The sequence below is a fragment of the Nocardia wallacei genome, from assembly GCF_029868745.1.
In the GTDB taxonomy this organism is placed as follows: Bacteria; Actinomycetota; Actinomycetes; order Mycobacteriales; family Mycobacteriaceae; genus Nocardia; species Nocardia wallacei_B.
Window position 1 is genome coordinate 1 of the sequence record NZ_JARWOP010000240.1, and the last position, 24,782, is coordinate 24,782.

At 66.0% G+C, this 24,782-nt stretch carries 29 protein-coding genes; 14 read left to right on the forward strand and 15 right to left on the reverse strand.

Translation table 11 applies throughout. The features are described 5' to 3' along the window. Nucleotides 1-241 precede the first annotated feature (241 nt). Nucleotides 242-1,003 (forward strand): lysophospholipid acyltransferase family protein, encoded by a 762-nt coding sequence (locus tag QH470_RS21120; protein ID WP_280274077.1) that lies wholly within the window; start codon nt 242-244, stop codon nt 1,001-1,003. Nucleotides 1,004-1,016: 13 nt separating this feature from the next. Here QH470_RS21120 and QH470_RS21125 read toward each other — a convergent pair whose 3' ends face one another. After that, the gene (locus QH470_RS21125; protein ID WP_280274078.1) at nt 1,017-1,328 is read right to left on the reverse strand and encodes a GNAT family N-acetyltransferase; all 312 of its coding nucleotides are present in this window, start codon (nt 1,326-1,328) and stop codon (nt 1,017-1,019) included. 170 nt (nt 1,329-1,498) lie between these two features. Here QH470_RS21125 and QH470_RS21130 point away from each other — a divergent pair, with 170 nt between their 5' ends. From QH470_RS21130 to QH470_RS21145, 4 genes are all read left to right on the forward strand, one after another. Continuing rightward, entirely contained in the window at nt 1,499-3,040 is a 1,542-nt protein-coding gene (locus QH470_RS21130; RefSeq protein ID WP_280274079.1) for an alpha/beta hydrolase, read from the forward strand. A gap of 40 nt (nt 3,041-3,080) precedes the next feature. Then, the gene (locus tag QH470_RS21135; protein ID WP_280274080.1) at nt 3,081-3,398 is read left to right on the forward strand and encodes a DUF222 domain-containing protein; all 318 of its coding nucleotides are present in this window, start codon (nt 3,081-3,083) and stop codon (nt 3,396-3,398) included. Between the two features lie 390 nt (nt 3,399-3,788). Then, on the forward strand, nt 3,789-3,935 hold the full coding sequence (locus QH470_RS21140) for a hypothetical protein (RefSeq protein WP_280274081.1): 147 nt from the start codon (nt 3,789-3,791) through the stop codon (nt 3,933-3,935). A gap of 237 nt (nt 3,936-4,172) precedes the next feature. Beyond that, nucleotides 4,173-5,294, forward strand: a complete 1,122-nt coding sequence (locus QH470_RS21145; protein ID WP_280274082.1) for a glycerate kinase — start codon at nt 4,173-4,175, stop codon at nt 5,292-5,294. 63 nt (nt 5,295-5,357) lie between these two features. Here the strand turns inward: QH470_RS21145 and QH470_RS38285 are convergent, their stop codons facing one another. Together QH470_RS38285 and QH470_RS21155 are read right to left on the reverse strand one after the other, a co-directional pair. Next, nucleotides 5,358-5,711 (reverse strand): antibiotic biosynthesis monooxygenase family protein, encoded by a 354-nt coding sequence (locus tag QH470_RS38285; RefSeq protein ID WP_425302727.1) that lies wholly within the window; start codon nt 5,709-5,711, stop codon nt 5,358-5,360. 129 nt (nt 5,712-5,840) lie between these two features. Beyond that, nucleotides 5,841-6,155: a winged helix-turn-helix transcriptional regulator gene (locus tag QH470_RS21155; protein ID WP_280274084.1), complete on the reverse strand. Its 315-nt coding sequence runs from the start codon at nt 6,153-6,155 to the stop codon at nt 5,841-5,843. Between the two features lie 126 nt (nt 6,156-6,281). Here QH470_RS21155 and QH470_RS21160 point away from each other — a divergent pair, with 126 nt between their 5' ends. Further along, nucleotides 6,282-7,208 (forward strand): NAD(P)-dependent oxidoreductase, encoded by a 927-nt coding sequence (locus tag QH470_RS21160; protein WP_483243944.1) that lies wholly within the window; start codon nt 6,282-6,284, stop codon nt 7,206-7,208. A 44-nt stretch (nt 7,209-7,252) separates the two neighbouring features. Here QH470_RS21160 and QH470_RS21165 read toward each other — a convergent pair whose 3' ends face one another. Further along, the gene (locus QH470_RS21165) at nt 7,253-7,438 is read right to left on the reverse strand and encodes a hypothetical protein (RefSeq protein ID WP_280274086.1); all 186 of its coding nucleotides are present in this window, start codon (nt 7,436-7,438) and stop codon (nt 7,253-7,255) included. Then, the gene (locus QH470_RS21170) at nt 7,435-7,692 is read right to left on the reverse strand and encodes a hypothetical protein (RefSeq protein WP_280274087.1); all 258 of its coding nucleotides are present in this window, start codon (nt 7,690-7,692) and stop codon (nt 7,435-7,437) included. Before QH470_RS21170 ends, QH470_RS21165 begins: the two co-directional genes overlap by 4 nt. Nucleotides 7,693-8,161: 469 nt before the next feature. On the opposite strand from QH470_RS21170, the gene QH470_RS21175 reads away from it, so the two are divergent. From QH470_RS21175 to QH470_RS21185, 3 genes are all read left to right on the forward strand, one after another. Next, nucleotides 8,162-9,049, forward strand: a complete 888-nt coding sequence (locus QH470_RS21175) for a helix-turn-helix domain-containing protein (RefSeq protein WP_280274088.1) — start codon at nt 8,162-8,164, stop codon at nt 9,047-9,049. Continuing rightward, complete coding sequence (locus tag QH470_RS21180; RefSeq protein WP_280274089.1) at nt 9,046-9,252, forward strand: DUF397 domain-containing protein; 207 nt, start codon at nt 9,046-9,048, stop codon at nt 9,250-9,252. The genes QH470_RS21175 and QH470_RS21180 overlap by 4 nt, the downstream gene beginning before the upstream one ends. Before the next feature lie 322 nt (nt 9,253-9,574). Continuing rightward, complete coding sequence (locus QH470_RS21185; protein ID WP_280274090.1) at nt 9,575-9,898, forward strand: hypothetical protein; 324 nt, start codon at nt 9,575-9,577, stop codon at nt 9,896-9,898. A 33-nt stretch (nt 9,899-9,931) separates the two neighbouring features. Here QH470_RS21185 and QH470_RS21190 read toward each other — a convergent pair whose 3' ends face one another. The 5 genes from QH470_RS21190 to QH470_RS21210 all read right to left on the reverse strand — a co-directional run bounded on the left by QH470_RS21190 (nt 9,932) and on the right by QH470_RS21210 (nt 13,187). After that, on the reverse strand, nt 9,932-10,174 hold the full coding sequence (locus QH470_RS21190; RefSeq protein ID WP_280274091.1) for a helix-turn-helix transcriptional regulator: 243 nt from the start codon (nt 10,172-10,174) through the stop codon (nt 9,932-9,934). Continuing rightward, the gene (locus QH470_RS21195; protein ID WP_280274092.1) at nt 10,164-11,015 is read right to left on the reverse strand and encodes an ABC transporter permease; all 852 of its coding nucleotides are present in this window, start codon (nt 11,013-11,015) and stop codon (nt 10,164-10,166) included. Before QH470_RS21195 ends, QH470_RS21190 begins: the two co-directional genes overlap by 11 nt. Further along, complete coding sequence (locus tag QH470_RS21200) at nt 11,012-11,941, reverse strand: ABC transporter ATP-binding protein (protein WP_280274093.1); 930 nt, start codon at nt 11,939-11,941, stop codon at nt 11,012-11,014. Before QH470_RS21200 ends, QH470_RS21195 begins: the two co-directional genes overlap by 4 nt. A gap of 97 nt (nt 11,942-12,038) precedes the next feature. Then, a complete protein-coding gene (gene aroQ, locus QH470_RS21205; RefSeq protein ID WP_280274094.1) occupies nt 12,039-12,470 on the reverse strand; it encodes a type II 3-dehydroquinate dehydratase in 432 nt (143 codons plus the stop codon). Nucleotides 12,471-12,530: 60 nt separating this feature from the next. Next, nucleotides 12,531-13,187 carry a dihydrolipoyllysine-residue succinyltransferase component of 2-oxoglutarate dehydrogenase complex gene (locus tag QH470_RS21210; RefSeq protein WP_280274095.1) on the reverse strand — a complete coding sequence of 219 codons (657 nt, stop codon included), beginning with the start codon at nt 13,185-13,187 and terminating at the stop codon, nt 12,531-12,533. A gap of 277 nt (nt 13,188-13,464) precedes the next feature. Between QH470_RS21210 and QH470_RS21215 the strand changes: the two genes are divergently transcribed. Continuing rightward, nucleotides 13,465-15,144, forward strand: coding sequence for an NTF2-like N-terminal transpeptidase domain-containing protein (locus tag QH470_RS21215; protein WP_280274096.1), 1,680 nt, complete (start codon nt 13,465-13,467; stop codon nt 15,142-15,144). Between the two features lie 48 nt (nt 15,145-15,192). On the opposite strand, the gene QH470_RS21220 is transcribed toward QH470_RS21215, so the two are convergent. From QH470_RS21220 to QH470_RS21230, 3 genes are all read right to left on the reverse strand, one after another. Then, nucleotides 15,193-15,570 carry a DUF3054 domain-containing protein gene (locus QH470_RS21220; protein ID WP_280274097.1) on the reverse strand — a complete coding sequence of 126 codons (378 nt, stop codon included), beginning with the start codon at nt 15,568-15,570 and terminating at the stop codon, nt 15,193-15,195. 60 nt (nt 15,571-15,630) lie between these two features. Then, the gene (locus QH470_RS21225) at nt 15,631-16,836 is read right to left on the reverse strand and encodes a lysylphosphatidylglycerol synthase transmembrane domain-containing protein (RefSeq protein WP_280274098.1); all 1,206 of its coding nucleotides are present in this window, start codon (nt 16,834-16,836) and stop codon (nt 15,631-15,633) included. A gap of 81 nt (nt 16,837-16,917) precedes the next feature. Beyond that, a complete protein-coding gene (locus QH470_RS21230) occupies nt 16,918-18,513 on the reverse strand; it encodes an adenylate/guanylate cyclase domain-containing protein (protein WP_425302729.1) in 1,596 nt (531 codons plus the stop codon). Between the two features lie 399 nt (nt 18,514-18,912). Here QH470_RS21230 and QH470_RS21235 point away from each other — a divergent pair, with 399 nt between their 5' ends. Continuing rightward, nucleotides 18,913-20,016: a helix-turn-helix domain-containing protein gene (locus QH470_RS21235; protein ID WP_280274099.1), complete on the forward strand. Its 1,104-nt coding sequence runs from the start codon at nt 18,913-18,915 to the stop codon at nt 20,014-20,016. Then, nucleotides 20,013-21,113: a hypothetical protein gene (locus QH470_RS21240; RefSeq protein ID WP_280274100.1), complete on the forward strand. Its 1,101-nt coding sequence runs from the start codon at nt 20,013-20,015 to the stop codon at nt 21,111-21,113. Before QH470_RS21235 ends, QH470_RS21240 begins: the two co-directional genes overlap by 4 nt. On the opposite strand, the gene QH470_RS21245 is transcribed toward QH470_RS21240, so the two are convergent. Further along, nucleotides 21,064-21,621: a hypothetical protein gene (locus tag QH470_RS21245; protein WP_280274101.1), complete on the reverse strand. Its 558-nt coding sequence runs from the start codon at nt 21,619-21,621 to the stop codon at nt 21,064-21,066. The genes QH470_RS21240 and QH470_RS21245 overlap by 50 nt on opposite strands. A gap of 386 nt (nt 21,622-22,007) precedes the next feature. Here QH470_RS21245 and QH470_RS21250 point away from each other — a divergent pair, with 386 nt between their 5' ends. Together QH470_RS21250 and QH470_RS21255 are read left to right on the forward strand one after the other, a co-directional pair. After that, nucleotides 22,008-22,451 carry a hypothetical protein gene (locus QH470_RS21250; RefSeq protein WP_280274102.1) on the forward strand — a complete coding sequence of 148 codons (444 nt, stop codon included), beginning with the start codon at nt 22,008-22,010 and terminating at the stop codon, nt 22,449-22,451. 209 nt (nt 22,452-22,660) lie between these two features. Beyond that, nucleotides 22,661-23,638 carry a hypothetical protein gene (locus tag QH470_RS21255; RefSeq protein WP_280274103.1) on the forward strand — a complete coding sequence of 326 codons (978 nt, stop codon included), beginning with the start codon at nt 22,661-22,663 and terminating at the stop codon, nt 23,636-23,638. Nucleotides 23,639-23,810: 172 nt separating this feature from the next. On the opposite strand, the gene QH470_RS21260 is transcribed toward QH470_RS21255, so the two are convergent. Next, nucleotides 23,811-24,539: a pentapeptide repeat-containing protein gene (locus QH470_RS21260; protein ID WP_280274104.1), complete on the reverse strand. Its 729-nt coding sequence runs from the start codon at nt 24,537-24,539 to the stop codon at nt 23,811-23,813. Nucleotides 24,540-24,782 lie beyond the last annotated feature (243 nt).

A 24,782-nucleotide genomic window follows, 5' to 3' on the forward strand; every position in this document is an offset into this window, starting at 1 on the left:
GTCCAGAACCACCTCAGGATGCAGCATGCCGAAACCCTAGCGACCACCCCACACCCCCCAAAGCACCCTGTCAATTCCAATACACCCCCCCCACCCCCCGCCCCCCCCACCCCCCCCCCCCCAAAAACCCCCCCTCCCGGCCCAAAAACCGGGGGGGGGTGGGGTGGGGCGGGGGGGGGGTGGGTGTAATGGAAATCACAGGGTGCTTTGGGGGGTGTGTGGGGGTCGCTAGGGTTTCGGCATGCTGCATCCTGAGGTGGTTCTGGACAATTGCGACGCCGTCTATGACTTCTATCGGGAGCATCGGCAGAATCGGTTGCAGGCCATGGGTGCTTATGCGTTGCTGGCGCGGCGGTATCGGCCTCGGATCAGTTATGCGGTGGGGGCTCGGGAGGGGCTGCGGGAGTTGACCTCTCGACGGCGGCCGTTGCTGATCGCGATCAATCATCTGTCGCAGCAGGATCCTTATACGGTGGCGGCCGCGGCGTGGCGCAGTGGGTTGCGGCCGGTGATCGGGCGGGCGCGGGTGCTGGCGAAAGACGAGCTGTTCATCGATCCGGATCAGCGTCGCAAGGTTGAGATGATGGGCGGGATTCCGGTGTTCCGCGGGAAGGACCACGGTATTCGCGCGGTGAACGCGGCGGGGCAGCGCATGATCGACATCTGTGCCGAGCGGATGGCTCGCGGCGACAGCGTCGCGGTATTTCCCGAGGGCACCTGCAACGACGTCGATCCGACGCGGGTGCAGGCGGTCGGGAGCGGGATCGGGCATATCGCGTTCCGGGCGATGAAACTCGGTGCCCGGCCCGCGTTGGTCAGCCTGGGGCTCAGCTACGGACCGCGGCCGGACCCGTCCGTGGAACCGACCGCCGACGAGGTGAAATCGGCCAGCTTCCATTTCGGGGTACCGATGGCCGAACTGCCCGCGCGGCCCGCCGAGATCGCCCGCGTGGTCCGCGACCGACTCCAGCTGGCGCTCGACGGGGCGGTCGCGGCCTACTGACGGCCTGAATCGCTCAGCGCTGCAAGCCGAAACGTTCCCGCGCCCACTGCGGCACCAGCGACTGGTACTCCGGCCGCGTCTCGATGAAATGCTGCACCATCCCGCACATCGGCAGGATGCCGAAACCCTCGTCGCGGCTCGCGTCCAGCGCGCCCTGCACGAGTGCCCGGCCGTAGCCACCGCCCTCGTAGCGGGGGTAGATCTCGGTGTGGACGAACGCGCGCTCGGCGGCGGTGTCCTGGTATTCCGCGATGCCGGCGAGTCCGCCGTCGACGTAGATCTCGAAACGATCGAGCTGCGTGTTGTTGCGCACATCGGTCGACATGGCTCGACGCTACTGTGTCTCGGGCACAATGTGGCCGAATGTGACGGTTATCGGCTTTCTCCCGCCGGGGGAGTGTCGAGTTGTGACCGGCGGCCCGGCCGCCGAGAATGCTTCACGTCGGATGCGAGCGCGGCCGATCGTCGGCCGGCCGGATCGGGGAGAAGACGCGGATGATGACTCGACGGACGGCGCGCTCGGTCGCGTGGCTGTGTGCGGCATTCCTGGCGGTGCAGCCGGTCGGTCTCGCCGCCGCCGACGATCGGCCGGTATTCGGTGCCTGCCCCGACGGCGCGGTGACGCCGGATCGCGGCGCGGACTGCGCGGTGATCGCGGTGCCGCGTGACTACGCCGCGGCCGACGGGCCACGAATCGAGTTGACCGTCAGCCGAATTCGAGCCTCCGGGGAGCGGTACGGCACCCTCTTCACCAATCCGGGCGGGCCCGGCGCCGATGCCCTCGACTACTGGGCGCGCCGCTCGCCCGACCTGCCCGCCGAACTGAGCGAGCACTACGACCGGATCGCGGTGCAGCCGCGCGGCCTGCGCTGGGCCACGCCGCTGGAGTGCGGGACCGCGGGCGCGCAGGATCGCGGGGCCACCAAGGCCGCCTGCGACAGCGCGCAGCCCGGCTACGTCGAAACCGTCACCACCGAGAACACCGCCCGCGACATGGACGCCGTGCGCGCCGCGCTGGGCCTGGACCGCATCGACTTCTTCGGCACCTCCTACGGCACGTATCTGGGCGCGGTCTACGCCACCCTGTTCCCGCAGCGCATCGATCGCATGGTGCTCGACTCCAGCGTGCATCCCGACTGGGTGTGGAACGAACAGTTCGCGCAGCAGCAACTGGCGGGCAAGCAGCGCCTCGACGACCTGTTCGCCTGGATCGCCGCCCACGACGGCGACTACCACCTCGGCGCGACACCGCTGCGCGTGTACGAGAACTGGGTACGCCTGGTGGTCGGCCAGGGCGGCGGCTGGTACGCCAACCTGACCCCGCCCCCGGCCTCGACCGCCGACCTGCCGGGCGAGCTGCCCGAGCCGATCGCACAGCTGGCGCGCGACGGCTTCAACGGCGGCCGCGACCAGATCGGACAGTTGCAGAACCTGGTGCGCACCTTGGCCTCCGGCGGCATGTCGGCGCAGGTGCCGCTGCTGGCGGCGACCGCGGTCGCCACCTACACCCGCTCCTTCTGGCCGACCTTCGCCCGCGCCATGGCCGACGCCGACGCGAACCCCGCCGACACCCGGCAACTGCGCGCGATCGAGGGCGTCGCCGCGATCGACCGCACGGGCCGCAACGTCTTCTCCGCCGTCACCTGCAACGAGAATGCGGTGCCGGGCCGCCCCGAACTGCTCGGCTCGGCCGCGGCCACCGTCGCCTCCGGCGGCAACGCCCTCGACGCCCGCGCCGATCTCGTCCGCTCCGGCGTAGCCTGCGCCGACTGGGACCCGGTCACCACCCCCGTGCCCATCGCCGGCCGCGGCCTGTCCACCCCGCCCCTGGTCCTGCAGAGCCGCCACGACGCGGTCACCGAATACGACGGCGGCCCCGCCATGGCCGCCGCCCTGCACGGCTCCCTCATCACCGTGGAAGGCGGCGACCACGGCACCTTCGGCCGCAACAACCCCGCCGTAGACCAGGCCGTCCTCACCTACCTCCGCACCGGCACGGTCCCCATCGACCACGCCGACCAGGCCCCGATGAACTGAACATCGAACATATGTTCGATAGTGCGCTAGACTGCCTCGCGTGAAGACACATTCGACTGCATTGGCACCGGATGCTCCGGCACGGAGATGGTCGGACCTGGCCGATGTCGACCTGCTGCGCACCCTCGTCGAAACCGAACGCCACCGGCGTCGCCTGGGCGCGGCCATGGTCGCGGCCGTCGCCGAGGCCGAGCGCCGCGGCCTGGCCGCCGACACCGGCTACCGAGACACCGCAGACCTATTGAGCGACCTACTGCGAATCAGCGCCTCCGAGGCGCGCCGTCGAATCGAATACGCCGCACCCCGGATCCGCTCACGCTCCAGAAAGGCGTGGAGGGCAATGACAGCGGTGGGTTGAGACCGAGCCTGGGTCCCCCCGCGCCCGATACGCTCGATCCCATGATCGTCTGGCTGAACGGACCCTCGGTGCCGGAAAGACCACGACCGCAAGGGAACTGACCACGCTGCTCCCCGCCCGCCGTGCTGGTCATGGTCGCGGGTGCCGCCGCGCTCGGCTCCGTGGTCGCCGTCGGTCCGAACGCCGACGGGACGTTCTGCCGCCCCCACGCTTCCTGGTGCTGAGACCGCGATCGGCCTGAGCGGTCACAAATCCCTTCGTAGCGGCATATTTCGCCGTCCTGGCGCGAATTGTGTCCGCCGAGGCCGGAGGCTACGGCAATAGGCGGCGGACGCGGTCGAGGCGGTCGCGCCACCAGCGCACCCGGCGTCCATCGAAACCGATCCCGCCATGCCGAACTCGCCATGGCGGCTCGAGCATCTCGACGCCTACAACGCCGCCCGCTCCTGGCACAGCCAGGGAGCCCACATCATCGACACCACCGGCCCCACCCCGCCGAGTCGCGAAACTCGTCGCCGCCACGTCGAGCACACCTGAACCACAGCAGCTACCGGGACACCGCGAAGCTGTTGAAGGAACGTCCGCTACTGCCGCTGGGCCGTTCGAGATTCGAACAACTGCCGTCGGAGAGGGTGGGCAGAGCTGTACTGCTGTGTACGAGCTCGACGTCATGGCCGTGGTTGTGATGCGCGGATGGGTGCGACCTCTGTTCGGGGTGGAGACGCGGGCGCGTCTCGGGCGGCGGGGGAGTCGTTGGCGTCGGAGAATGGCGGGATGACGAGTGGGCGGCGGGTGGTGTTGGCGTTGGACAAGTTCAAGGGGTCGTTGGCGGCGCCTGAGGTTGTCGGGGCGTTGGCTGTGGGGATCGGGCGGGTGGCGCCGGGGGTGGAGGTGGTGCGGGTGCCGGTGGCCGATGGCGGGGACGGGACCGTCGATGCGTTTCTGGCCGCCGGGTGGGAGCGGGTGCCGGTGCGGGCGGAGGGGCCTACCGGGGTGGTGGGGGATTCGGTGTATGCGGTTCGGGGTGGTACCGCGGTGATCGAGTTGGCGAGTGTGGTGGGGTTGGTGAGGCTTCCCGGCGGGCGGCCGGATCCATTGCACGCGAGCACTTTCGGACTGGGCCGGGTGATCGCGCACGCGCTCGATCGGGGTGTGCGCGATATCGTGCTCGGCGTCGGTGGGAGCGCGTCCAGCGACGGCGGCGCGGGCCTGTTGCAGGCGCTCGGCCTGCGGATTCTGGATGCGTTCGGAGACGAGGTGGTCCCGGGCGGTGCGGCGCTGGCACGGGCAGTGCGGGTGGAGCGGTCCGGCCTGCATCCGGCGTTGGCCGACACCTCGTTCACCCTGGCCAGCGATGTGGACAACCCGCTGCTCGGCCCGCACGGGGCGGTATCGGTCTTCGCGCCGCAGAAGGGCGCAGATGCCGACCAGCGAGCGACTCTCGAAGCGGCCCTGACCAATTGGGCAAAGCTGATCGACCCCGACTGCGCGGACCGGCCCGGAGCGGGCGCGGCGGGCGGTACGGGCTTCGGCGCGATGGCTGTGCTCGGCGCGGTGGAACGCCCCGGTATCGACGTCGTGCTGGACCTGATCGATTTCGAAACCTATATTCGCGGAGCGGATTTGGTCGTCACAGGGGAAGGCTCACTGGACGAGCAGACCCTCCACGGCAAGGCCCCGATGGGCGTGTGCGCCGCCGCCCGCGCCGCCGGAATCCCCGTGATCGCCGTGGCGGGCCGCTGCCTCCTCACCGAAAGCGACTTACGCGCAGCCGGTTTCGAATCGGCCCTCACCCTCGCCGACCTCGAACCAGACCCGGCCCGCTCCATCGCCCAAGCCGCCCCGCTGCTGGAACGCGTCGGCGCAGACCTGGCCACCCGCTACCTGAACCACTGACCCTCCACCCGCACTCAGCGCCGACCCACCATTTCGGCGTGGGAGGTGTGCTTCCCCGCCGCCTCAGAACTCGGCCGCTACCCGGAACAGGGCTGGGTTGGGGGTGGCGAAATCCGGGGCGGCGGAGAGGCGTTGCTGGAAGCGGGGATTGCTGCGCGCTGCGTCCCAGGCCTCGGGGCTGTCCCAGTGGGCAATGTTGACCAGTTGGAAGCGGGTGTCGGGGTCGACCGCGCGATGCAGGCGGTTGTCGCGGAACCCGGGTGCCGCACTCATCAGTTCCGCGCGGGTACGCCTCGTCCCGCGCCTCGACACTGTCCCAGTGCGCCACGTTGACCAGCCCGAGCCGAGACTCCGGGGCGAGCCGGCGGTGCATCCGCGCGTCCCGGAAACCGGGTGCGGTGTGGATGAGTCCCACACGCTCGCGCCAGCGGGATACGGACTCGTCGATCCGGTCCTCGGGCAGTTCCCACGTGTCGATCAGGGTGATTCCATCGTCAGTCACCACATCATCCTGAAACCTGAACAACACTTCAGGTCAAGCGCGTCTCACACAGGGTTGAGTTCGCAACCCAACACATGATCACGGTGCCTGTCGCCCCATATCTCCAGGGGGACGAGCGCCTGACGAAGTTCCTCCCCGCGCGGAGTCAGCGAATACTCCACGCGCGGTGGAATTTCCGGGTAGATCTCGCGGTGCACGACCCCCGCCGACTCCAGATGCCGGAGATTCTCCGCGAGCACCTTCTCGCTCACTCCGTCGAGCATCCGCCGAATCCGACCGAACCGCTGCGGCCCCGCGCCGAGCACCCACATCAGATGCAGCTTCCACTTACCGCCGACGACATCGATCGCGATCGACATCCCGCACACATCGTGATCTGCGTCACGGCTGGTTTCCACTGCGACCTCCTGACCGGTTTCCGAACCTCGAGGTAAGCAACCCGACCTCGACGTGCGCTCTTCCCGAGCCTACCTGCGACGACGACCATCGGAACCGGCGCCGAAACCCAACCAGACCAGCACAGCGAAGGATCCGAGATGTCTCAGCAGACCCGTTCCGTCACCGTCGTCGGGCTCGGGCCCATGGGCCGGGCCATGGTGCGGCAGTTCCTGGAGGCCGGCGTCGAGGTGACCGTGTGGAACCGCAGCCCCGAAAAGGCCGAAGCCATGGCCGAACTCGGCGCGAAGCGGGCCGCCACCGTCGCCGAGGCGCTCGCCGCGAACGACGTGATCGTCCTCAGCCTGACCCACTACGCCGCCATGTACGACGTGCTCGGCCCGGCCGCCGACCATCTGCCGGGCAAGGTGATCGTCAACCTGTCCTCCGATTCGCCGGAGAAGGCGCGCGCGGGCGCCGCCTGGGTGCGCTCGCACGGCGCGGAGTTCCTGTCCGGCGGCTTCATGTCGGCGGGCGACAACATCACGCACCCCGCCTCGTACATCTTCTACAGCGGCCCCCGCGAGGTCTTCGACCGGCACGCCGAACTCCTGCGTCCACTCAGCCCGCAGGAGTACCTCGGCGCGGACGACGGTGTGGCGCAGGTGTTCTACCAGGCACTGCTCGTGATCTTCCATCCCTGGATGCTGGCCTTCGACCAGGCGTTGGCGGTGATCCAGCGGTCCGGTCACGACATCGACCAATTCCTGCCGTACGCACAGCGTTCCAGCGAGGCGTTCCCGTTCTTCATGGCCGAGTACGCCGCCGCGGCGAAGGCGGGCGGCTGGGGCGACGCGTCCGCGTTCCGGATGATGGACGCCGGCGCGCAGCACATTATCGACGCCAGCGCCGAGGTCGGCGTGGACGCGACCCTCTCGAACACCGCACAAGCCTTCTGGCGCAGGGCGATTGCCGCCAGCGAGCAGGCCGGTCGCGCGGTGTCGATCTTCGAACTCATGCGCGGCGGCACGGTCTGACCGTCCCGTCGATGAGGTTCCGACGCCGAGGCACGGCCGCCGGTCTATTCGTCGAGCCACTGCTCTATCCGGGTGAGGGTGGTGGACGAATAGAGTGGTGTGCCGTCCTCGGCGTCGAGCAATTGCCATTCGTGTGAATATCCGGGCGTGTGCTCGAGGTGGTAGCCCGCCCGTTCGGCGCGCGTCGTGATCGCGTCTACCCGGTCGGCGTCGGTAGGCGTGTCGTTCAAATCGTCCCCTGTGAATGTGCCTGCGGTGTAATCGTTTCCGTCCAGTATTCGTGCCGGATCGCGTTCCACAGCATGGACAGGTCCGGAAATCTCTCGCGGACCTCCGCCAGATCCGGCGCGTGCGCCGGCGCGTGTGCCCGCAGCAACGGCCGCTCGTCCCCGGTGCGACCGCACACGAGCAGCACGCGGATGCGCCAATGGTCGAGCCGCCAGACGGCCAGCCACTCCCCGGCTTCGGTGCGGCGCTCACACATCCCGCTCCCGGGGCGGCCGGTCGTGGTCGAGCGTGCCTGGCTCCGGCTGTGCCAGCTCCGACAGTTTGTCGAGTATTTCTCGCAGGGTACGCAGCGATGGTTCGTCCACTGCGGGTGATTCATCCGGGGCAGTGGGGAATTCGTCGGACTCCTTTCGGTTCGCGTTCGAGAATTGATGCGGCACAGGGGCGTTCGGGTGTACGCTGGCTGCTATCTCGTCCGGGGGCAACGCATTCTGATCGGTGACTGGGATTCCGAGCACTCTGCACCTCCGAAAAGTGTTTTTGCAGTGGCGATCTGGTACGTCCGGTCGGTGTCGGGCGTGCATCTAGAACACACCCGCGCAGGTTTCTACGCAATGCTCGGGCACGAATGTTCGGCAGAAATCCGGCTCCGTTTCAGTAGCCGGTGAATTCCTGTTCGAGTAAAAACACGTTTTCTCAAACGAGCCGCCCCGGAGGCCCATTCGATGTCACCGACAACCGATACGAACATCGCCCGCCGCATGCTCGGCCTCACCCTCGAGGCCATGCGCAAGCAGGCGGGCATCAGCCGCGAGGCCGCCGCCGACTCGATCGGCCTGGCCAGATCCACCCTCTGGAAGATCGAGACCGGCCAGAACGCCCGCCTCTACCCGGTCCTGATGCAACACCTCTGCGAGCTGTACCAACTGACCCCGAAGGAAACACGAGTCATCACCGAACTCGTCAAGGAAACCAAGGCGAGCGGCTGGTGGCAGGCCTTCGCCGACGATGCGATCCCGAAGGAGTTCGGGTTGTTTCTGAGTCTGGAGGACGCAGCCGACCGAATCACGTCGTACCAGACCACTTTTCTGCCTGGGCTGCTGCACACCGTCGACTATCGACGAGAGCTGATCTGGACCGAGTTTCCGAACAAGCCGTCCGCTGAAGTCGAGCGGATGCTGGAAGCCGGTATGAAGCGCCAGGAGAGGCTCACCCGGATGAACAAGCCGTTCGCCCTACACGTGATGATCGATGAGTCCGCACTGCGGAGGACGACGGGTAGTGCGCGAGTTATGGAAGCGCAACTGCGTCACCTGGCCGAGGCAAGGCCACTGGAAGACATGTCGATTCGTATCGTTCCGATGTCCGCTGGCACCTACCGGGGTCTGATGGTCGGGGCGTTCGTGATCTTGGAGTTCCCTGCCCATCCGAAGATCGAACTGACGATGCCGCCGGTCGTCTACGTGCAAGGCTTCGTCGGAGATTTGTATCTGGAGCAGCCGGAAGAGGTTCGGCAGTATCGTGAGGTGTGCGCCGACATCGAACGGCGGGCGCTGGATGAGGCGGACAGTCGCGCATTCATCTTGGAGATCGCAAAGGAGTATGCAGCGTGAGCGTAGACCTGACCCAAGCCCGATGGTTCAAGAGCACCCGCAGCACGGGGTCCAAGGATTGTGTCGAGGTCGCGTTCCTCGATGCGGGTCTGGTGGGGGTGCGTGACAGCAAGAACACGTCCGGTCCGGCGCTCGTCTTCGCGCCGGGCGAGTGGGATGCCTTCACCGCTGGTGTGCGAGGCGGAGAGTTCTCCTGCCCCTGAGTGCTGGTGCTCGTCCAGATAGGTTGCAGTGGTAATCCTTTCGTCATTCCGGCATGGTTTTGGCCGGAATTTGGCTGCATGGTGTGGATCCCGGCCAAGAGCGTGCCGGGATGACGGGAACGGTTTCGCATGGATGTTCCTGGACGTGGTACCAGCGCTCTCGGCGGCACGGCCCTGATCCGATGCTCGGATCAGAGCCGGTGCTGTTCAAAACTGATTCCGGCGGTGCAAGGGCTCGGTAAGCGTCCGCCAAGGGTTTCGGGATTTCCTTTCGGTCGTCGGGTGCTGACAGCGGGTCGCACCAGGTGTCGGAAGGAAGACCATGTTCCATTGGTACGTCGGAATGCTCGCGTTCAGCGGCATCGTCATGATCGTCATGGCTGTCGTCAAGGGTGGGCAGAGCGAGACGGCTCAGTGGTTCAATGCCGCCTTCGGTGCCGGATTCCTCGGCTACGCGGCATATTTGGCGTTCATATTCGAGGGTGGCAGCTACCTGATCTTCTTTCAGGCGTTCTTCGTGCCGGTGCTGATGGTCGTGAACTTCGTCCGCTCGACCGACTGGACTGCTCTCACCACGAAGCCGACCCCGACCCAGCAGGCGTGGCGCGCGTACCAGAAGGAACAGGACCGTCTCGCGAAGCTCTGACGGCGCACACCCGCGTCCCTCCGACGTTGCGGCTCAAGCGGATTCGGATTCGGAACCCAATCGGGGGAACGGCGTGGTGGAGAAGACCACCTCCACCGCTACCCCGAAGAACTCCGAAATGCGCAGGGCGAGATGGAGGCTCGGGCTGTACTCGCCGCGTTCGAGATATCCGATGGTCTGGTAGTGCACGCCCAGCGCCTCGGCCAGCTGCCGCCGCGAGATGCCGCGCTCGGCGCGCAGCATCGCGATGCGGTTGTAGATGACCTCAGTAGGCACGCTGCATCGCCTTCTCGCGACGCGTCGCCACGCTCGAACCCGACTCCCGACGAGCCATGCGCCGCAACATGATCGGCGCGATCGCCAGCCCGATCGCGGCCCAGACGGCGAAGACGCCGAAGGTCTCCCAGTGCCGCCACGAGTGCCCGAGTTCGACCACCGCCGCCTCGTCCGGCAGCAGCGCCGAGCGCATGCCGAGGCCCATCCAGTAGATCGGGAACACCTGCGCGAGCCCTTGCACCCAGCCCGGCATCGAGGTGATGGGATAGAAGATCCCCGACACCGCGACCAGCCCCATGATCGGCATCGACGCAAAGCCGACACCGCGCGGGTTCTCGAACACCGAACCGATGATCGCACCGATCGGCAGGGTCGCGAGCAGGCCCAGCACCAGTACCCAGATGAGCGTGAACCAGCCGACGAGACTGTCCAGGCGTATCCCGCCCACGACGGCCGCCCCCGCCACCAGCATCACGGCCACCTGCACCAGTACGGTGCCCGAGGTGGTGATGATCTTGCCGATCAGGTAGCCGACCATGCCGTTGGGAGTTACCTTGGCGCGCAGCAGGGTTCCGTCTTCGCGGTCCATCGTCAGCCACTGCGAGATGCCCATCAGCCCGGTGGAGGCGACCAGCAGGCCCAGGATGCTCGGCAACGCCAGCGAACCCAATCCGATTCCGGTTCCCTCGAATTGGCCGTCGCGCATGAAGAACAACGCCACCAGCATGAGCACCGGCCAGAAGTACTGCATGAACAGGTCCTGGCCGTTGGTGTGCAGCTGGCGCAACTCGATCAGTCCGCGGGTCGCGCCCGCCCGGACCGCCGCCGCCATCGGTGTCATCGCGTGACCTCCTCGAGGGTGTGGACCTCGGCGCCGGTCTGCCCGGATTCGAAGCGCTGCACCAGGGTCATGTAGGTGTCCTCCAGCGAGGCGCGGCGGACCTCCAGCTCATCGATCGCCGCGCCGTACTGCTGGAACAGGTCGTAGACGAACTTGGTCGACTCGGTCGTCGTGTGGACGAACCGCTGGTTGTCGCGGGTCCACTTCACCTCGGCCTCGCCCTCGATCCGCCGGGACAGCTCGTCGGCCGAACCGTTCGCGATGATGCGGCCGCCGGCCAGGATCAGGATGCGGTCGGCCAGCTTCTCGGCCTCGTCGAGGTCGTGCGTGGTGAGCATGATGGTGGTCTGCTCGTCGTCGGCCAGGCGGTGCATGAGGTCGTGGAATTCGCGGCGGGCCTGTGGGTCGAAACCGGCGGTGGGCTCGTCCAGGAACAGCAGTTCCGGGCGGCCGACGATACCGATCGCCACGTCCAGGCGGCGGCGCTGGCCGCCGGACAGGCTGCTGATTCTGGCGTCGGAATGTTTGGTCAGTCCGACGGTCGCGATCAATTCGTCGGTGTCCCAAGGTTTTTCGATCGCCGCCGTGGAGTACGGCGCGTAGTACGCGCCGATCTGGGACAGTAGCTCCCGCACGCGCCAGCGGCCGTGGTCACGCCAGGACTGCAGCACCACACCCAGCCGCGCCCGCCACGCCTCATCGCCGTGCGCGGGGTCGATGCCCAGTACCGAAACCTCTCCGGCCGAACGCATCCGGAAGCCCTCGAGAATCTCGATCGTGGTGGTCTTGCCCGCGCCGTTGGGGCCCAGCAGCACCAGCACCTCACCCACGCGGGCCTGAAAAGTCACGTCGTGCAAGACATCCCGGTTGCCGTACCGCATCCGCAAACCCTGGACATCGAGCACCACGTCGTCGCCTACCGTCATCCCACCCTCCGTAGCACACTAGAGATGGGATGTAGCATATCTACTACATCTCGGGGCGAACAAGGGAATTTCGGGACCTCGCGAGTCTCCGTACCGGTTACGTTGTGGTGCAGAGGAATTCGACGGCGGCCGCGTATCCCTGGATACCCATGCCCGCGATCACAGCGGTGGCGATGGGCGAGATGTAGGAGTGATGCCGGAACTCTTCACGGGCGTGCACATTCGAAATATGCACCTCCACGATCGGCACCTCCGGAATCACCAGGGCATCACGCAGCGCCACCGAGGTATGGGTCAGCCCACCCGGGTTGATCACGATGCCGCCCTCGGCCCCCCGAGCCGCATGAATGCGATCGATCAGCGCACCTTCGGAATTGGACTGAAACGACACGACCTCACGCTCGAATCGCGCAGCCGTCCTACGGCACAGCGCAACAACATCGTCGAGCGTGTCCGACCCGTAAACCTCAGGCTGACGAGTCCCCAGCATGTTCAGATTCGGGCCGTTGACCACAAGGATCGGTGCCATCCCGCCACCCTAGCCCGACAGATCGGTCGGTACGCCGAGACCCGCCCCGCGGCCGTCTCGTCATAGTCCGCGTGGACCCTCGGCGCGTAGGTCCTCCACCTTGCGCATGGCCGAACGTAATTCCTCGAGCCATTCCTCGGCGTGCTGGCCGGCCAGTTTGACCGTCCAGGCCAGGGCGTCGGCTCGGGAGCGGGCTACGCCGGCGTCCACCAGGGTGTCCAGGACCTTGCGTTCCGGCTGGCGCAGGCGGGTCATGACGGGAACCGCGGAGTGGGTGAACAGGATTCGCTCGCCCTGCACCGAGACGCCCCAGGCGACGCTGCGGCCGTAGCGGCCCTGGGCCTCCTGCGCGATCTGCATACGCGCCGGGCGGGTGGATTCGCGGAAGCGTGCGACGAGCCCTTCCCAGGTGGCGCGGGGTACGGCGGTAGTGGGCGGCTCGTCGCCTACCTGCTTCGCGGCGGCAGGTTGGGGGTCGGCGGGCTGGTCGGCGGCAGGTTGGGAGTCGGTGGGCTGATCGGATTCGGGAGTGGGGAGGGGCAACTCGCCGATCACGATGATCTCGTCGCGGTCGATTTCGATCGTCGGCGAGCCCTCGAACCACTCGCTCGGCAACCTCCCGGCGAACCAGTCCGGTGCGTCGGCGGCGTCGGGGAGATCGGCCTGTTGCCAACCGCCGGGACGTCCGAATGCCCGGCCACGCGGTCCGTGTCTCATGGTCTTACCTCGCTTGCGATAGATGCGTTGTAACAGTGATTACAAGATTACGCCGTGCAGCGCCTGATGAATTCCGCTGTCGGAGAACGGCTGCGAGACGGACGCATGATCAACACGGCAGACGATTGGGCGCCCTATGCGCCGGATGTCGCGGTTCGGGCACTATTCTGGTCTCTGAGCATGGAGAATGCGGGCGGCGCCAAGCCGGCGCCGGGACAGTTTTATTCGGGTACCGTTGGTCTTGTTACTGGAGTGACAAGAGTGAAGAGTGGGCGACATGGATGTGTGGGGATCCCGCCGCTTTCGCGTTCGCGGCGCAGCGGCTCTTGCGGGCGCGGTCGCCCTGGTGGTCGCGCTGGGATCGTGCGGCCTGGACGACAAGCCGGACAGCCCCCAAGCCATCGTCGAGAAATTCACTCAACTGCTGGATGATCGGGACGCCGAGAGTGCCGCGCAGCTGACCTCATATCCCAATGGCGCGGAAGCCGCGCTGCAGAAGTTGTTCGACGGGCTCAATCCCGGCAAACCCGATTACGAGGTTGCTCAGTACATCGGCCTCGACGGCGATTCGGGCATGTTCAACCTGAAGGCCGACTGGAACTTCGGGCCCGGCAAGGACTGGACCTACGATCTGCAAGGCACTATTCGCAAGCTCGCAATCGGCTGGCGCATCTCGTGGGAGCCCAATGTGGTGGCCCCGCAACTGGACAGCCAGCGCAGTATCAAGCTTGTCCGCACCGACGCCCCCGCCCCGAAGGTCAACGACAACGCGGGCAACACGCTGATGACCGAACAGGTGATCAACGTGGTGAAGCTCGATCCCGCCAAGACCTCGGACCCGGTGGCCTCCACCAACGCGCTGGCCGACGCCATCGCTCCGGTCGCGCCGCTGATCACCGGACCGTCGCTGATGCAGCAATTGGCAACGGCGCAGGGCAAACCGGTGGTCGCGGTGCAGTTGCGCGAGGACGATTTCGCGATCCTGGAGCCGCGGATGGCGCCCATCCCCGGCGTGGTCATGGAGAAGGAGCCGCGGCTGATCGTCACCGATCGCCGGATCTTCTCGCCGCTGACCGACGCCTTCCGCAAGGTGTGGCAGGAGAATCGGGACAACCACGCGGGCTGGGGCGTGAAGCTGTTCGAGGCCGACGGGCGTGCGGTGACGCAGCTGGCCGGGCAGCAGGGACCGGCCGGTCCGGATATCGCCTCCACGCTGGATCAACGGTTGCAACGGGCCGCCGAGGACGCGGTGGTGAGTGCCGGGACGGCGGCCTCGATCGTGGCCGTGCAGCCCTCCACCGGAGCCGTGGTGGCCGCCGCGCAGAACACCTACGCCAGCGAGCAGGGTCCGGTCGCGTTCACCGGCGCCTACCCGGCCGGGGGCATGATCGAGCTGTTCAAGCAGGCCGCGGCGATCGCGAAGAAGAAGGCGCCGCAGGATGTTTCGGTGCAGGACGCGGCCGAGGTGGCGGCCACGCTCGGGGTGGGCATCGGCTTCAAGGTGCCGGGCCTGGAACAGACCACGGGCCGGCTGCCGATCGGCGGGCGCGGGGTGGAGCAGGTACGGCAGGGCGGGGCCGACCCGATCCTGGCCAGTCCGTTCGGGATGGCCATCGCCGCGTCCACCATCGCCCGCGGTTCGGTCGCGCCGCCGATGATCGAGATCGGCCGCCCCGCCACCACCGAGGCCGAACTGTCGCCGCTGCCCGACCCGGTGCTGCAACAATTGCGCCGCATGCTCACCGACGATGCCGCCGGCGGCCCCGAACTGGCCGCGCTACGCCGATACGCAGGCGTAACGGCCTACGCCGCGACCGCCGGAACGAGTGGCTGGTTACTGGCGAACATGGGCGACCTGGCCTTCGCGATCCACATCGACAACGTAGACAGCGGCGACGCCACCTCGCGCATGGCGGCCCGCATGCTGCAAGCCCTCGCCGCCCCGGACGACAAGTAAGCGGGCCTGAGCGCTGGTGTCACGAAAGAGCCAGATGGCGCATAGAGGTCAGCGCACGACTCGCCACGCCAGTCGCCAGCCCAAGAGGAACAGCGCCAGCACCGTCGCCGCCACGATGATGAAGCTGACCGCGGTGCCCTGACCGCTGACCACGCGCAGCAGCATGCCGACCACCAGCGTCGACAGCCACACCACGACACCCGTCGGCCACAGCGGTAGCGGATCGAAACGCCTTGGCACATCGGAGATTCCGTTGCGAGCAGTGAACCACGCCGCCAGCAACCACCCGACGATCAGCCCCGCGCCGAACGGCCACAGCGTGCGCAGCAACCCGGTGAGCACCGCCTCGTCGTGGCTGCGCCGCCCGATCGCGCAGAAGACGATCACTAGCAGCAGGTCGACCACGAACGGAGCCAGTTTCCTCACGCGGGACAGGGTAATGGGACGGCGTGACACCTCTCGCCCGAGGTTCCCGCCCTAGGCGGGCTAGTCCTCGTCGGGGCGTTCGGTGGGTGTGCCGTCGGCCGGTGCCGGGGTTGCCTTGTCGGATTCGGAAGGCTCGCCCTCGCGCGGGCGCTTCTCGTTCAAAAGACGCTGTTCGGCGAGGATGGCCGAGCGGCGCTCGAACTCCTTCTCGAACTCCGCGTCCTCGGCCTGCGGCTTGCGGAACAGGAACGCGAACACGATCCACCCGATGATCGCGACCAGAATGAAACTGACCATCCGGTAGACGAAGGCGGCGGCGACCGCCTGGGCGGCGGGCAGCCCGGCCGCGGCGGTGAGACTGTAGACCAGGGTGGCGTCCACGTAGACGATGCCGCCGGGCGCGAACGGTATGGTGCCGACCGCCTTGCCGACGCTGAACGCGATCAGCAATCCGGCCAGTCGCGGCTCCGCGCCGACCGCGTAACAGGCCGCGCCCAGGCAGGCCACGTCGCCGATCCGGTGCACCACGGCCCACCAGGCGACCAGACCACCGTCGCGCCGCCCCAGCTCCACCGACTCCAGCTGGTGCAGGATCTCGTGCACCTTGTCCATGCCGCTGTCCGGCGCGTGGTGGCGAATCCGGTTGACCAGGCGCAGGATCCGGCGGACCAGCGACTCCAGCGTGCCCGGGTTGTTCGAGACGTAGTTGCCCGCCCAGATCAGCGCGATCACCGCGGCCACCGGCAGCACCAGCTTCCACGGCCCGACCTGATCGCCCACCAGTACGGCCCCGCCCACCCCGAGCAGCACCATGCCGGCCGCGGCGACCACACCGGACATCACCAGCTGCCAGGACGCCACGATCGGGCTCGCGCCCCAGCGCCGGGTCTGGCGATAGGTGAAGGCGGTGGAGAAAACCTGACCGGCGGGCAGCGTCACCGACATCGCGGTGGCGCCGTACACGACCGCCACGGATTTGCGCTGGCTCACCGCCACGCCACCGGCCCGGAGCAGCTGTTTCTGGATCCGCCCGAAACCGCTCATCGACACTGCCTGCACGAAGACGCAGACCGCGACCCAGCCCCAATGGATTTCTGTCAGATTTCGCCACGAATCGTGCAAACGGGGCCAGAGATAAACACCTTCGGCGATCAGCAGAGCCGACAGGCCCACCCCGAGAACCCATTTCGCCCACCAGAACCGCCCCCGGCGGCCCGGCTCGGCGGGCGACTCGGAGTCGCCGGCTAGTTCACCATGGGCCCTCACGTCCGTCAGCCTAACGAACGGTCCTTTTGGGATGCAGCCCCCTGGTTTCGGCACGTGTTTCGCGCCGTGCACGCAGACCGTTCAGTCCACTATCGAGTCGGGGCGCAGTTCGGCGTCCGCGCCGGTGGCCTCGGTGTGGTGATTGCCCAGCGGCTTCGGCCAGGCCAGGCGGGTTTTACGGCGTCGGCCGCGCAACTGCACCTCGTCGCCGGATTCCCAGAATTGCTGCTCCCGCGCATCGGCGAAATACAGCGCGCTGCCCGAACCGAGCACCCGGCCGGGATGTTCCTTGGCCAGTTCGGTCAGGCGGGAAGCCTCGTTGACCGGATCGCCGATCACGGTGTATTCGAAACGATTTGCGGCCCCGATATTTCCGGCCACGGCCAGGCCCGCGGACACCCCGATGCCGATATCCAGGCCCGGTACCTCGCGCAGAGCCTCACGCAGTTCCCGGGCCGCGGTGAGAGCGGCCGTCGGTGCGTCCGGGCGATCCAGCGGTGCGCCGAAAATTGCCAGCGCCGCGTCGCCGACGAATTTGTTGATCAAGCCGTTGTTGCGATCGACGACATCGACGACGACGCGGAAGAACTCGTTGAGCAGGCTCACCACCTCGGTGGGCGGCCGCTCGGCGGCGGTCGCGGTGGAGCCGACCATGTCCACGAACAGCACCGCGACGAACCGGGTCTCACCGCCGAGTTCGGTGCCGAACTCGAGCGCGCGCCGGGCCACCTCCTCGCCGACGTGCTGGCCGAACAGCTCCTGTAGTTCGCGGCGCTGGGCGGCCTCCTCCATCATTCGGTTGAAGCCGACCTGCAGTAGGCCGATCTCGCTGCCGTCGAACACCTCCACCTGCACATCGCGCGCACCTTCCTGGACGCGGTTGATGGCGCGCGAAAGCTGGCGCACCGGATCGGAGATGCTCGAGCCGGTCAGCATCGACAGCGCCAGCGCCTGCATGATCACCACGCCGCACAGCAGCAGAATCGACACCGCCAGCGACCGCGCGGAGAACTGCACCTGCGAGGTGATCTGGGTGACGCACAGCAGCACGATCGCGATGGTCGGCGCGAAGGTCCCCATGCCCCAGGTCATCGCCATCCGGGTGCCGACGCCGGGGGTGAGGGTGTGGTCGAAGGTGCCGGTGGACAGCGCGTGCGCGGCGACCGGGCGCAGGATGCGCTCACCGAGCATGTAGGTGAAGCCGAACACGATGGTGGCGGCCATACATTCGGTGACGATGACCGCACCCGCCAGCTCGGGCGTGTCGACGATGATGGTCGCCGCCAGCACGCCGCCGCCGACCAGCCACAACAGCAGATGCACGATGGCCTGCCGCAGCGGCGCGTGCAGCGCGGCCATCTGCTCCTGCCGACTCGGCGGGCCGCCACGCAGTTGCCAGCGCATCACCGGGCGCAGCATCAGCGCCGACGCGGTCACGCTCAGCGCGCCGCCGACGACGAACACCGTCACCGGAATCAACAGGCCGGTGCGCCGCACACCCGTAGGCGAACCCTCCGGCGAGGGCAGGCCGTACTGGATGAACGCGTACACCAGAATCGCACCGAAGGCGTTGGCCGCCAGCATCGATGCGAGGTACAGCGGCCAGCGCGTTCGCATGGTCTGTTTGACCGCTTCCAAGGGTGCGACTCCAGCGGCGGTCCGGGGCGATTCGGTCATCTGGGCACTGTGATCGTTTCTGGTACCAAGGGCGCTAACATCGTTCACCAATCTAGCTGCCCCCGCTTCGCCGAGGCTTCGTGCGCAACTGACAGCCGCCATCCGTTGAGCACGTGTGCCGACGTGTCCGACCGGTTATCCCGATCGCAACGAAATCAGAGCATCGGCACGCCCGCACTCTCCATTCGTCGTGGTCTCGCAACGTCCGCCAGTCAATGGGTCGCCGGCGTTGATGATCTACCGACCGGAAGATGCAGCTGGAGCGAGCGGCAACCTTCCCCTCACCAATCCTCCACTGTTGTCCGCGGTGGCTGCTTGAGCCGTCCATCTCAACGAAGCCGTCACGACACGCCGTCAAAAATGAGCGCAAATATTCATCGCCCCGGTAGGGTTGTAGCTATGCCTGATTCCGAGACCCGCACCGTGCACTCTGCGAGCCCGCGGATGGTGACGTTGGTTCGTGAAGCCAAGGGCTGGTCGCAGGCCGATCTAGCGAACGCTAGCGGTGTGACCCAGGGGTTTGTGTCCAAAGTGGAGAATGGCTTGACCGAGCTGACTGCCGAGCGACTGGCTGCCTTCGCCGAAGCGCTCGACTGTCCGACGTCTCTGCTGACCAATCATGAGGCGCAGCAGGGGATTGAGGTGTCGTGCATGTTCCATCGCCGTCGGCAGAGCAGGATCACAGTCGGAACTGCGAAGAAGATTGAGGCCGTTAGCCACCTGACGCGGATCACGGTCGACGCGCTTCTCGAAGAAGCCGAAGTTGATCGCGGCGCTGAGACCATCCTCGAGCGGATGGACATCGACGACTTCGACGGCGACGCCGCCCATATCGCACGACTTCTACGGGCGGGCTGGCGCATCCCGAGTGGTCCGATCGGCAACCTGCACGCACTGCTCGACGGCATCGGCATCGTAATCGTCATCCGCACATTGGATTCCGCAGCTCAGGATGCCTTCAGCACCTGGCCACGAGGCAAGACACCCCTCATGGTTGTCCGAGCTGGGCTACCGCCGGATCGCGAGCGGTTCAGCATCTGCCACGAGCTGGGCCACATCGTGATGCATGTTCTACCGAATCCAGAGCAGGAGAAGCAGGCTGATTTGTTCGCGGCCGAATTCCTCATGCCCGCGGACGACATACGCCCGCAGCTACTCAACCTGACCACCCGTGACTTCCCCCGGCTGATGGACCTCAAGGCGCAGTGGAAGGTGTCAATCGCCGCTCTGATCCAGCGCGCGAAGACGCTCGATCTGATCAGCGACCGCCAATTCCGGGAATTCCGGATCAAATTATCCAAGCTCGGATGGAATACCGTGGAACCTATCGATCTCCCCGTTGAACAGTCGGTTCTGTTGGACGGCGTCATCGAGACTCACCGCACCCGATACGGTCGCAACGATGCTGATCTTGCGCGGCTCGCCTACATGACGCCGGAAGCATTCAGAAAGCACTACTTGCGCGAAACGAACAGAACCAGTCTGCAGGCGGTGAGATCGTGAAGGGTATTGAGGAAGCACTGATCTTCGACGATTCCGACCAACTGCCGAACTTCGGGCCGCCCTTCATGGCGCACGCACCCGCCTCGTCGGCACCGATCCTCGCACCACTGACCCGATCTCACGACGTGGGTGCAGTGATCACGACTTGCAGCGAGCCGACCGCGAAGGAGGCGATCCGCGCCATACGGAAAGAGAACGCGCGCGCGGCGATCCTCCTCGATGCCGAGCGCTACCGGGGCGGAAGTCGCGGCATCGGTGCCCGATGTATGACCACCGACTGGATCAACATGCAGACGAGGATCGGTCTGCGCTGGGCCCTCACCGACTCTGGTTACATTCCCGCCGGAGATCTGGATGCGTTGCGTGCGGTGCTCGCCTGGGGCGCGGAGGCGACACAAGTAATCACCGCGCTGCCGCTGGCAATCCAATGGTTGACCGTCGACCGTGATCACCTCATCGCCGAGCTGACCGCAGCCGTTCAGCCCGTCGCGCTGATGCTCGAGTCCAAAGGCGATCCACTCGCGGCAAAAGAAGCCGTAACGGGACTGATCGCGGTATTGCGCTGTCCCACACCGATGCTGCTATTGCGCTCGGATACCTCTGTGCTGGGTGCTCTCGCACACGGGGCAGCAGCAGTCTCTGTCGGCACCAAGTCCGGGTTGCGTCACATCTATCCGATCGCCGCCGACGATGACAACGGATTCATACCTCCACCGTGCCCGTCGGCGTACGTGCCTGCACTGAAGTCATACAAGCGGCTCACCACCATCGAAGACGGCATCACTCGAAACCCGGATCTCGATCTATGGAGATGCAACTGCAGCGTGTGTCATGGGCGATCGATCGCGTGGATCGTGTTCGCCGCCGACCCGGAGGCCGCAGCATTCGAGCACTCACTCGCTGCCCAGTCCGATGTGGCGAGGGCTCTCCTGGCCCACCCGCCGGCTACCCGCGGAAGCGAATGGAAGATGATGTGCGCCCGCGCTCAGGTGGAGCACGATCGGATCGTTAAACGGAACGACAAGACATGGGAACCTGCCGACGCCCTCAGTGCGTGGGTGTCGTCGACACCGCACCCGCAGGCGAGTACCCCGTAGCCAGCGCCCACCCGAACAGCTGCTCCTCCTTGTGCCGGGTTGACGCCAATCGCCGCGCCGTCGCGATCGGCCCGCTGCGCCCCTCCACCAGCACCTCGTGCCCTCCAGAGCGTTCCGCCACCACTCCAACCCCAACGACATCAAACTTCGAGAGGGTCCATGCCGTCGGTCCGCGGACTCCGGTGGCGATCCACAACCCGGCACCGTAACCGGCGAGTGAGTCCAGCGCGTACAACGCGTCCGCAGGTCTGGTAGCGGTCGACACGAGACCAACGATCGACACTGCAGGCCGGGGCGGCATCTCGCCCAGATCAGTCGTCCATGATTCCCAGATCACCAGGGTGGATCGGTCGAGTTCCGGACCGTATCCCTTCTTGACGCGTTCCTCCCATACTTCTGCGTCTATCTCCACCACTGGGAACACTGTGAAGTCGCTGACGGTGGTCTGGGGCAACACCACGCCAGCCCATCCGGCCGCCTCGACACCGTGTTCCACCCCTGCCGGCACGGCATGACATCGTCCAGAGTTTCGTGTGGTAGCCATCAGCGTGCAACGGTAGACGCCAGTGGATCATTGCCGCCAGACGCCGAGCCAACTTGTGTACGGTCCACTGCGAACATGCAGATCATCGTCGGTCCTCTTGCGACACAGCGAAACCAATCTGAGAACTTGTCGGGGCCCACCTGGCACCGATCCTGGTGTCCAGACGCCATCGTCCGCGTCGCCTCCGACGGGGCCGAGGCGCTATGCGTTCTATGCCCAACTGCTGGGCGCAGCGCGGCGCGCTGGACTGGACGCCCCGGTGGTCGGGTACTGGCCGTAATTGCATAGCAGCATGGCGCGTCGTACCTCCGAGTTGTCGAATCGGGCGCGTGATGCCTCACAATCCGAGCGTGACGGGTGAGGGTGACGAGTACGGCTTCGACGAGATTCCACTGGCAGAAACGGCATTGGCCGGGCAACTGCTCGACCGGCTCACCGCCAGCGAAGCCGACGTCATCCACGCCTACACGTACGACTCCCACGACGTCATCAACAAGTCGTTGTGGGGGCAGATCGAGATGACACCGACGAACGAGCGCCGCATTCGCCTGATCAGGTCAGGGCTGGCGAAGTATCCGCTCGAGACCGCTGTCCGCGTTACCCTTGAGGTCGAGGCCGCGGAGTACGGCATCGTCGATCAGGATTCGATGTACGAGTTGGTTGACGAAGACATCATTCACCACGGGTTCTTGTCGACACGTTGCGTGAGTCGAGCCGTGGGAGCTTGCCGGAGCGAGCCCGGCAAGCTGCACGCAGATGGGCGCAGTGACGTCTCGAGCAGGCAGGCCCGGTGATCGCGGATATTCAATAACACAGTCGTCCCCGGTGGCTGTCCCGGTGCCGGGCGTGGACGTGTTTGTTGGCCTCTGCGGTAGTCCACGACATCGGCGGCAGTGGGTCACCGACGACGGTGTGACAGTGTGGAAGATGACCGGTATGCGGCTATGAGAGTGCGTTCGGACGCCACAACTAGCCATCGGCCCGCGGCAGAGGTTCTTCGTCGGTGGTCATGGCTATCGGGAGGCTGGGCAAGCTTGCCCAGCACCTACGATTGGAGTACGGCATGGCGAGCCCCGAGAGCCTCTATGCGCTCGGTCTGTTCCAATATCCAGCATTAGGTCGAATGATGGAACGAGCCAAGCGTGGCCGTGAACTGAGTGCATGGTCGTTAAAGCCTGTCCACCCCGACAGCGGCAGTGTGATGGACAGAGACGACGACAGCCACTTTCAGAATCACACACCCCACGGCATCGCGGGCGCGGCACTCTTTCCGATCATGAATGCGATCGACTCGCTGGTTGTGACCTGTGTAGTACTCGAACAGGTTCCGCGGGCAACCCCGTTCGACCATCATCCGCCAAGTGTGATGTCGCTGTGCCGGACGGCGTTCGAGTCGGCATCGCAGGGTATCTGGATGCTGTCGCCTTCCGACCGAGACAAGCGGAGACGGCGCGCTGCGGGAGCTTCCATGGTCGGAGCTGGCCAGAAGTCGAGCCATCTGCGCGTCGAGTTGGAAGCTCACGACGACGGCAAGCACGTGCTTCCCGAGCCACACCTGTCGGGCATGCGTCGACACCTCAAGTTCGCGATCGAGGAGCGGGACCGGTTGGAGAAGCTGAACCGCGAACCGGATAGCTTCTCCACGATGGTCAGCAAGACAGGTGATTGGCTGGCGAAGAATCCTCCACAACACCTCCAGTCGGAGTTGAACTCGGTCGATCTCCCCACCAGGATCAGTCAGCAATACCGTCTCTGTTCCAGCTTCACCCATGGGTACAACTGGGGAACCGATTTCTGTTCTGGCATCGGCGACATTGGCGCAATGCTCTCCGACGCCATCGCTGTCGCAGTATTCGTGACTGAGGCCGCCGTCGCCCTGTACGAAGCACAAGCAACCAATCCGCGATCATCCGGTCGAGCGAGTCACTACCCGCCGATAATTCAACCGACCATCGATCAGTACACGTCGCTGTTCGGATAGCCGGACGCCTCCCCCAGGCTCATCATGGTGGCATCTGCGCACTTCAAGCATGCTATTCGTAGTTCACATACGAGACTTATGCGCTGGTTGTGCGTGACCGTTCATCACGTGTGGCCCCAGCGTGTGAGGGCCTGCAACCACTCGTAATGGCTGCTCAGTGGCCCTCTCAGCGTCAGGCTCTATCAGGTGGCGTGAAGTTCTTCGGCCACAGCGTTTGTTCGTCGAAATGCGCGCCGCTTAGGTCGGCGCCGGTAAGGTCCGCGCCAGACAGCAGCGCGCCGCTCAGGTCGGTTCGCGCCATATACGCGCCGCTCAGGTTCACATCGCTCAAGTCTGCTCTGATGAGTTTCGCGCCGCCCAACTTGGCATCGCTCAGGTTCGCACCTCTCAGGTACGCGCTAGTCATGTCGGCGCGCGTCAGAGTCGCGCCGGTCAGAGTCGCGCCGTTCAGATGTGCCCGTGTCAATCTCGCCTGGAGCAGGTTTGCGCCGCTGAGGTCTGCGCCGGTCAGATGTGCATCCGTCAAACCTGCCTCGGTCAATCTTGCATAGTTCAAATGCGCCCCGGTGAGCCTTGCTTCGGGAAGGTGCGTGCCCTTCAGGTCCGCGTTACGCAGGTCTGCATTGCTGAGCTTGGCGCCGCTCAAGTCCGCGCCGCTGAGGTCCGCGCCGGCCAGGTCTGCTGACCGGAGGTCGTAGACAAATGGCGACCACTGCTGATGATGTCGACGGATGACCGCCGACGCTGAAAGCCGCACTTCGGAATCCGCTGGACTCTTGGATGATCGTAGATAGGCGCACAGCAAGCTGAGGCACACCTGCGCTTCTTCGTGAAGTTCGTTGACTGATTGGTTCTGACCACCCGGGAGAGTGTTGTTCCAGTCGTCGGCCAGAGCCGCCAAGGCGTAGATCCCCGGCCTGCCGGACTGCAGGTTTGTCGTGGGCGAGGTGCTCAGCGCAGGTCGTATAGCGTTCTCGTAGGGCCCTGACCCGTTCCAGCCCGTGGGTTTGCGTGAAGTGCCTCTCCGCCTGCTTCCTGGTCACCAGGACACCGGCCAAGGCGATCAGCGCCACCACCACAGCCAGCCCGCCGGTCAGCACGGTGGCAATCGGCTGGGATAGCCCGCCACTCGTTGGCGGTGTGG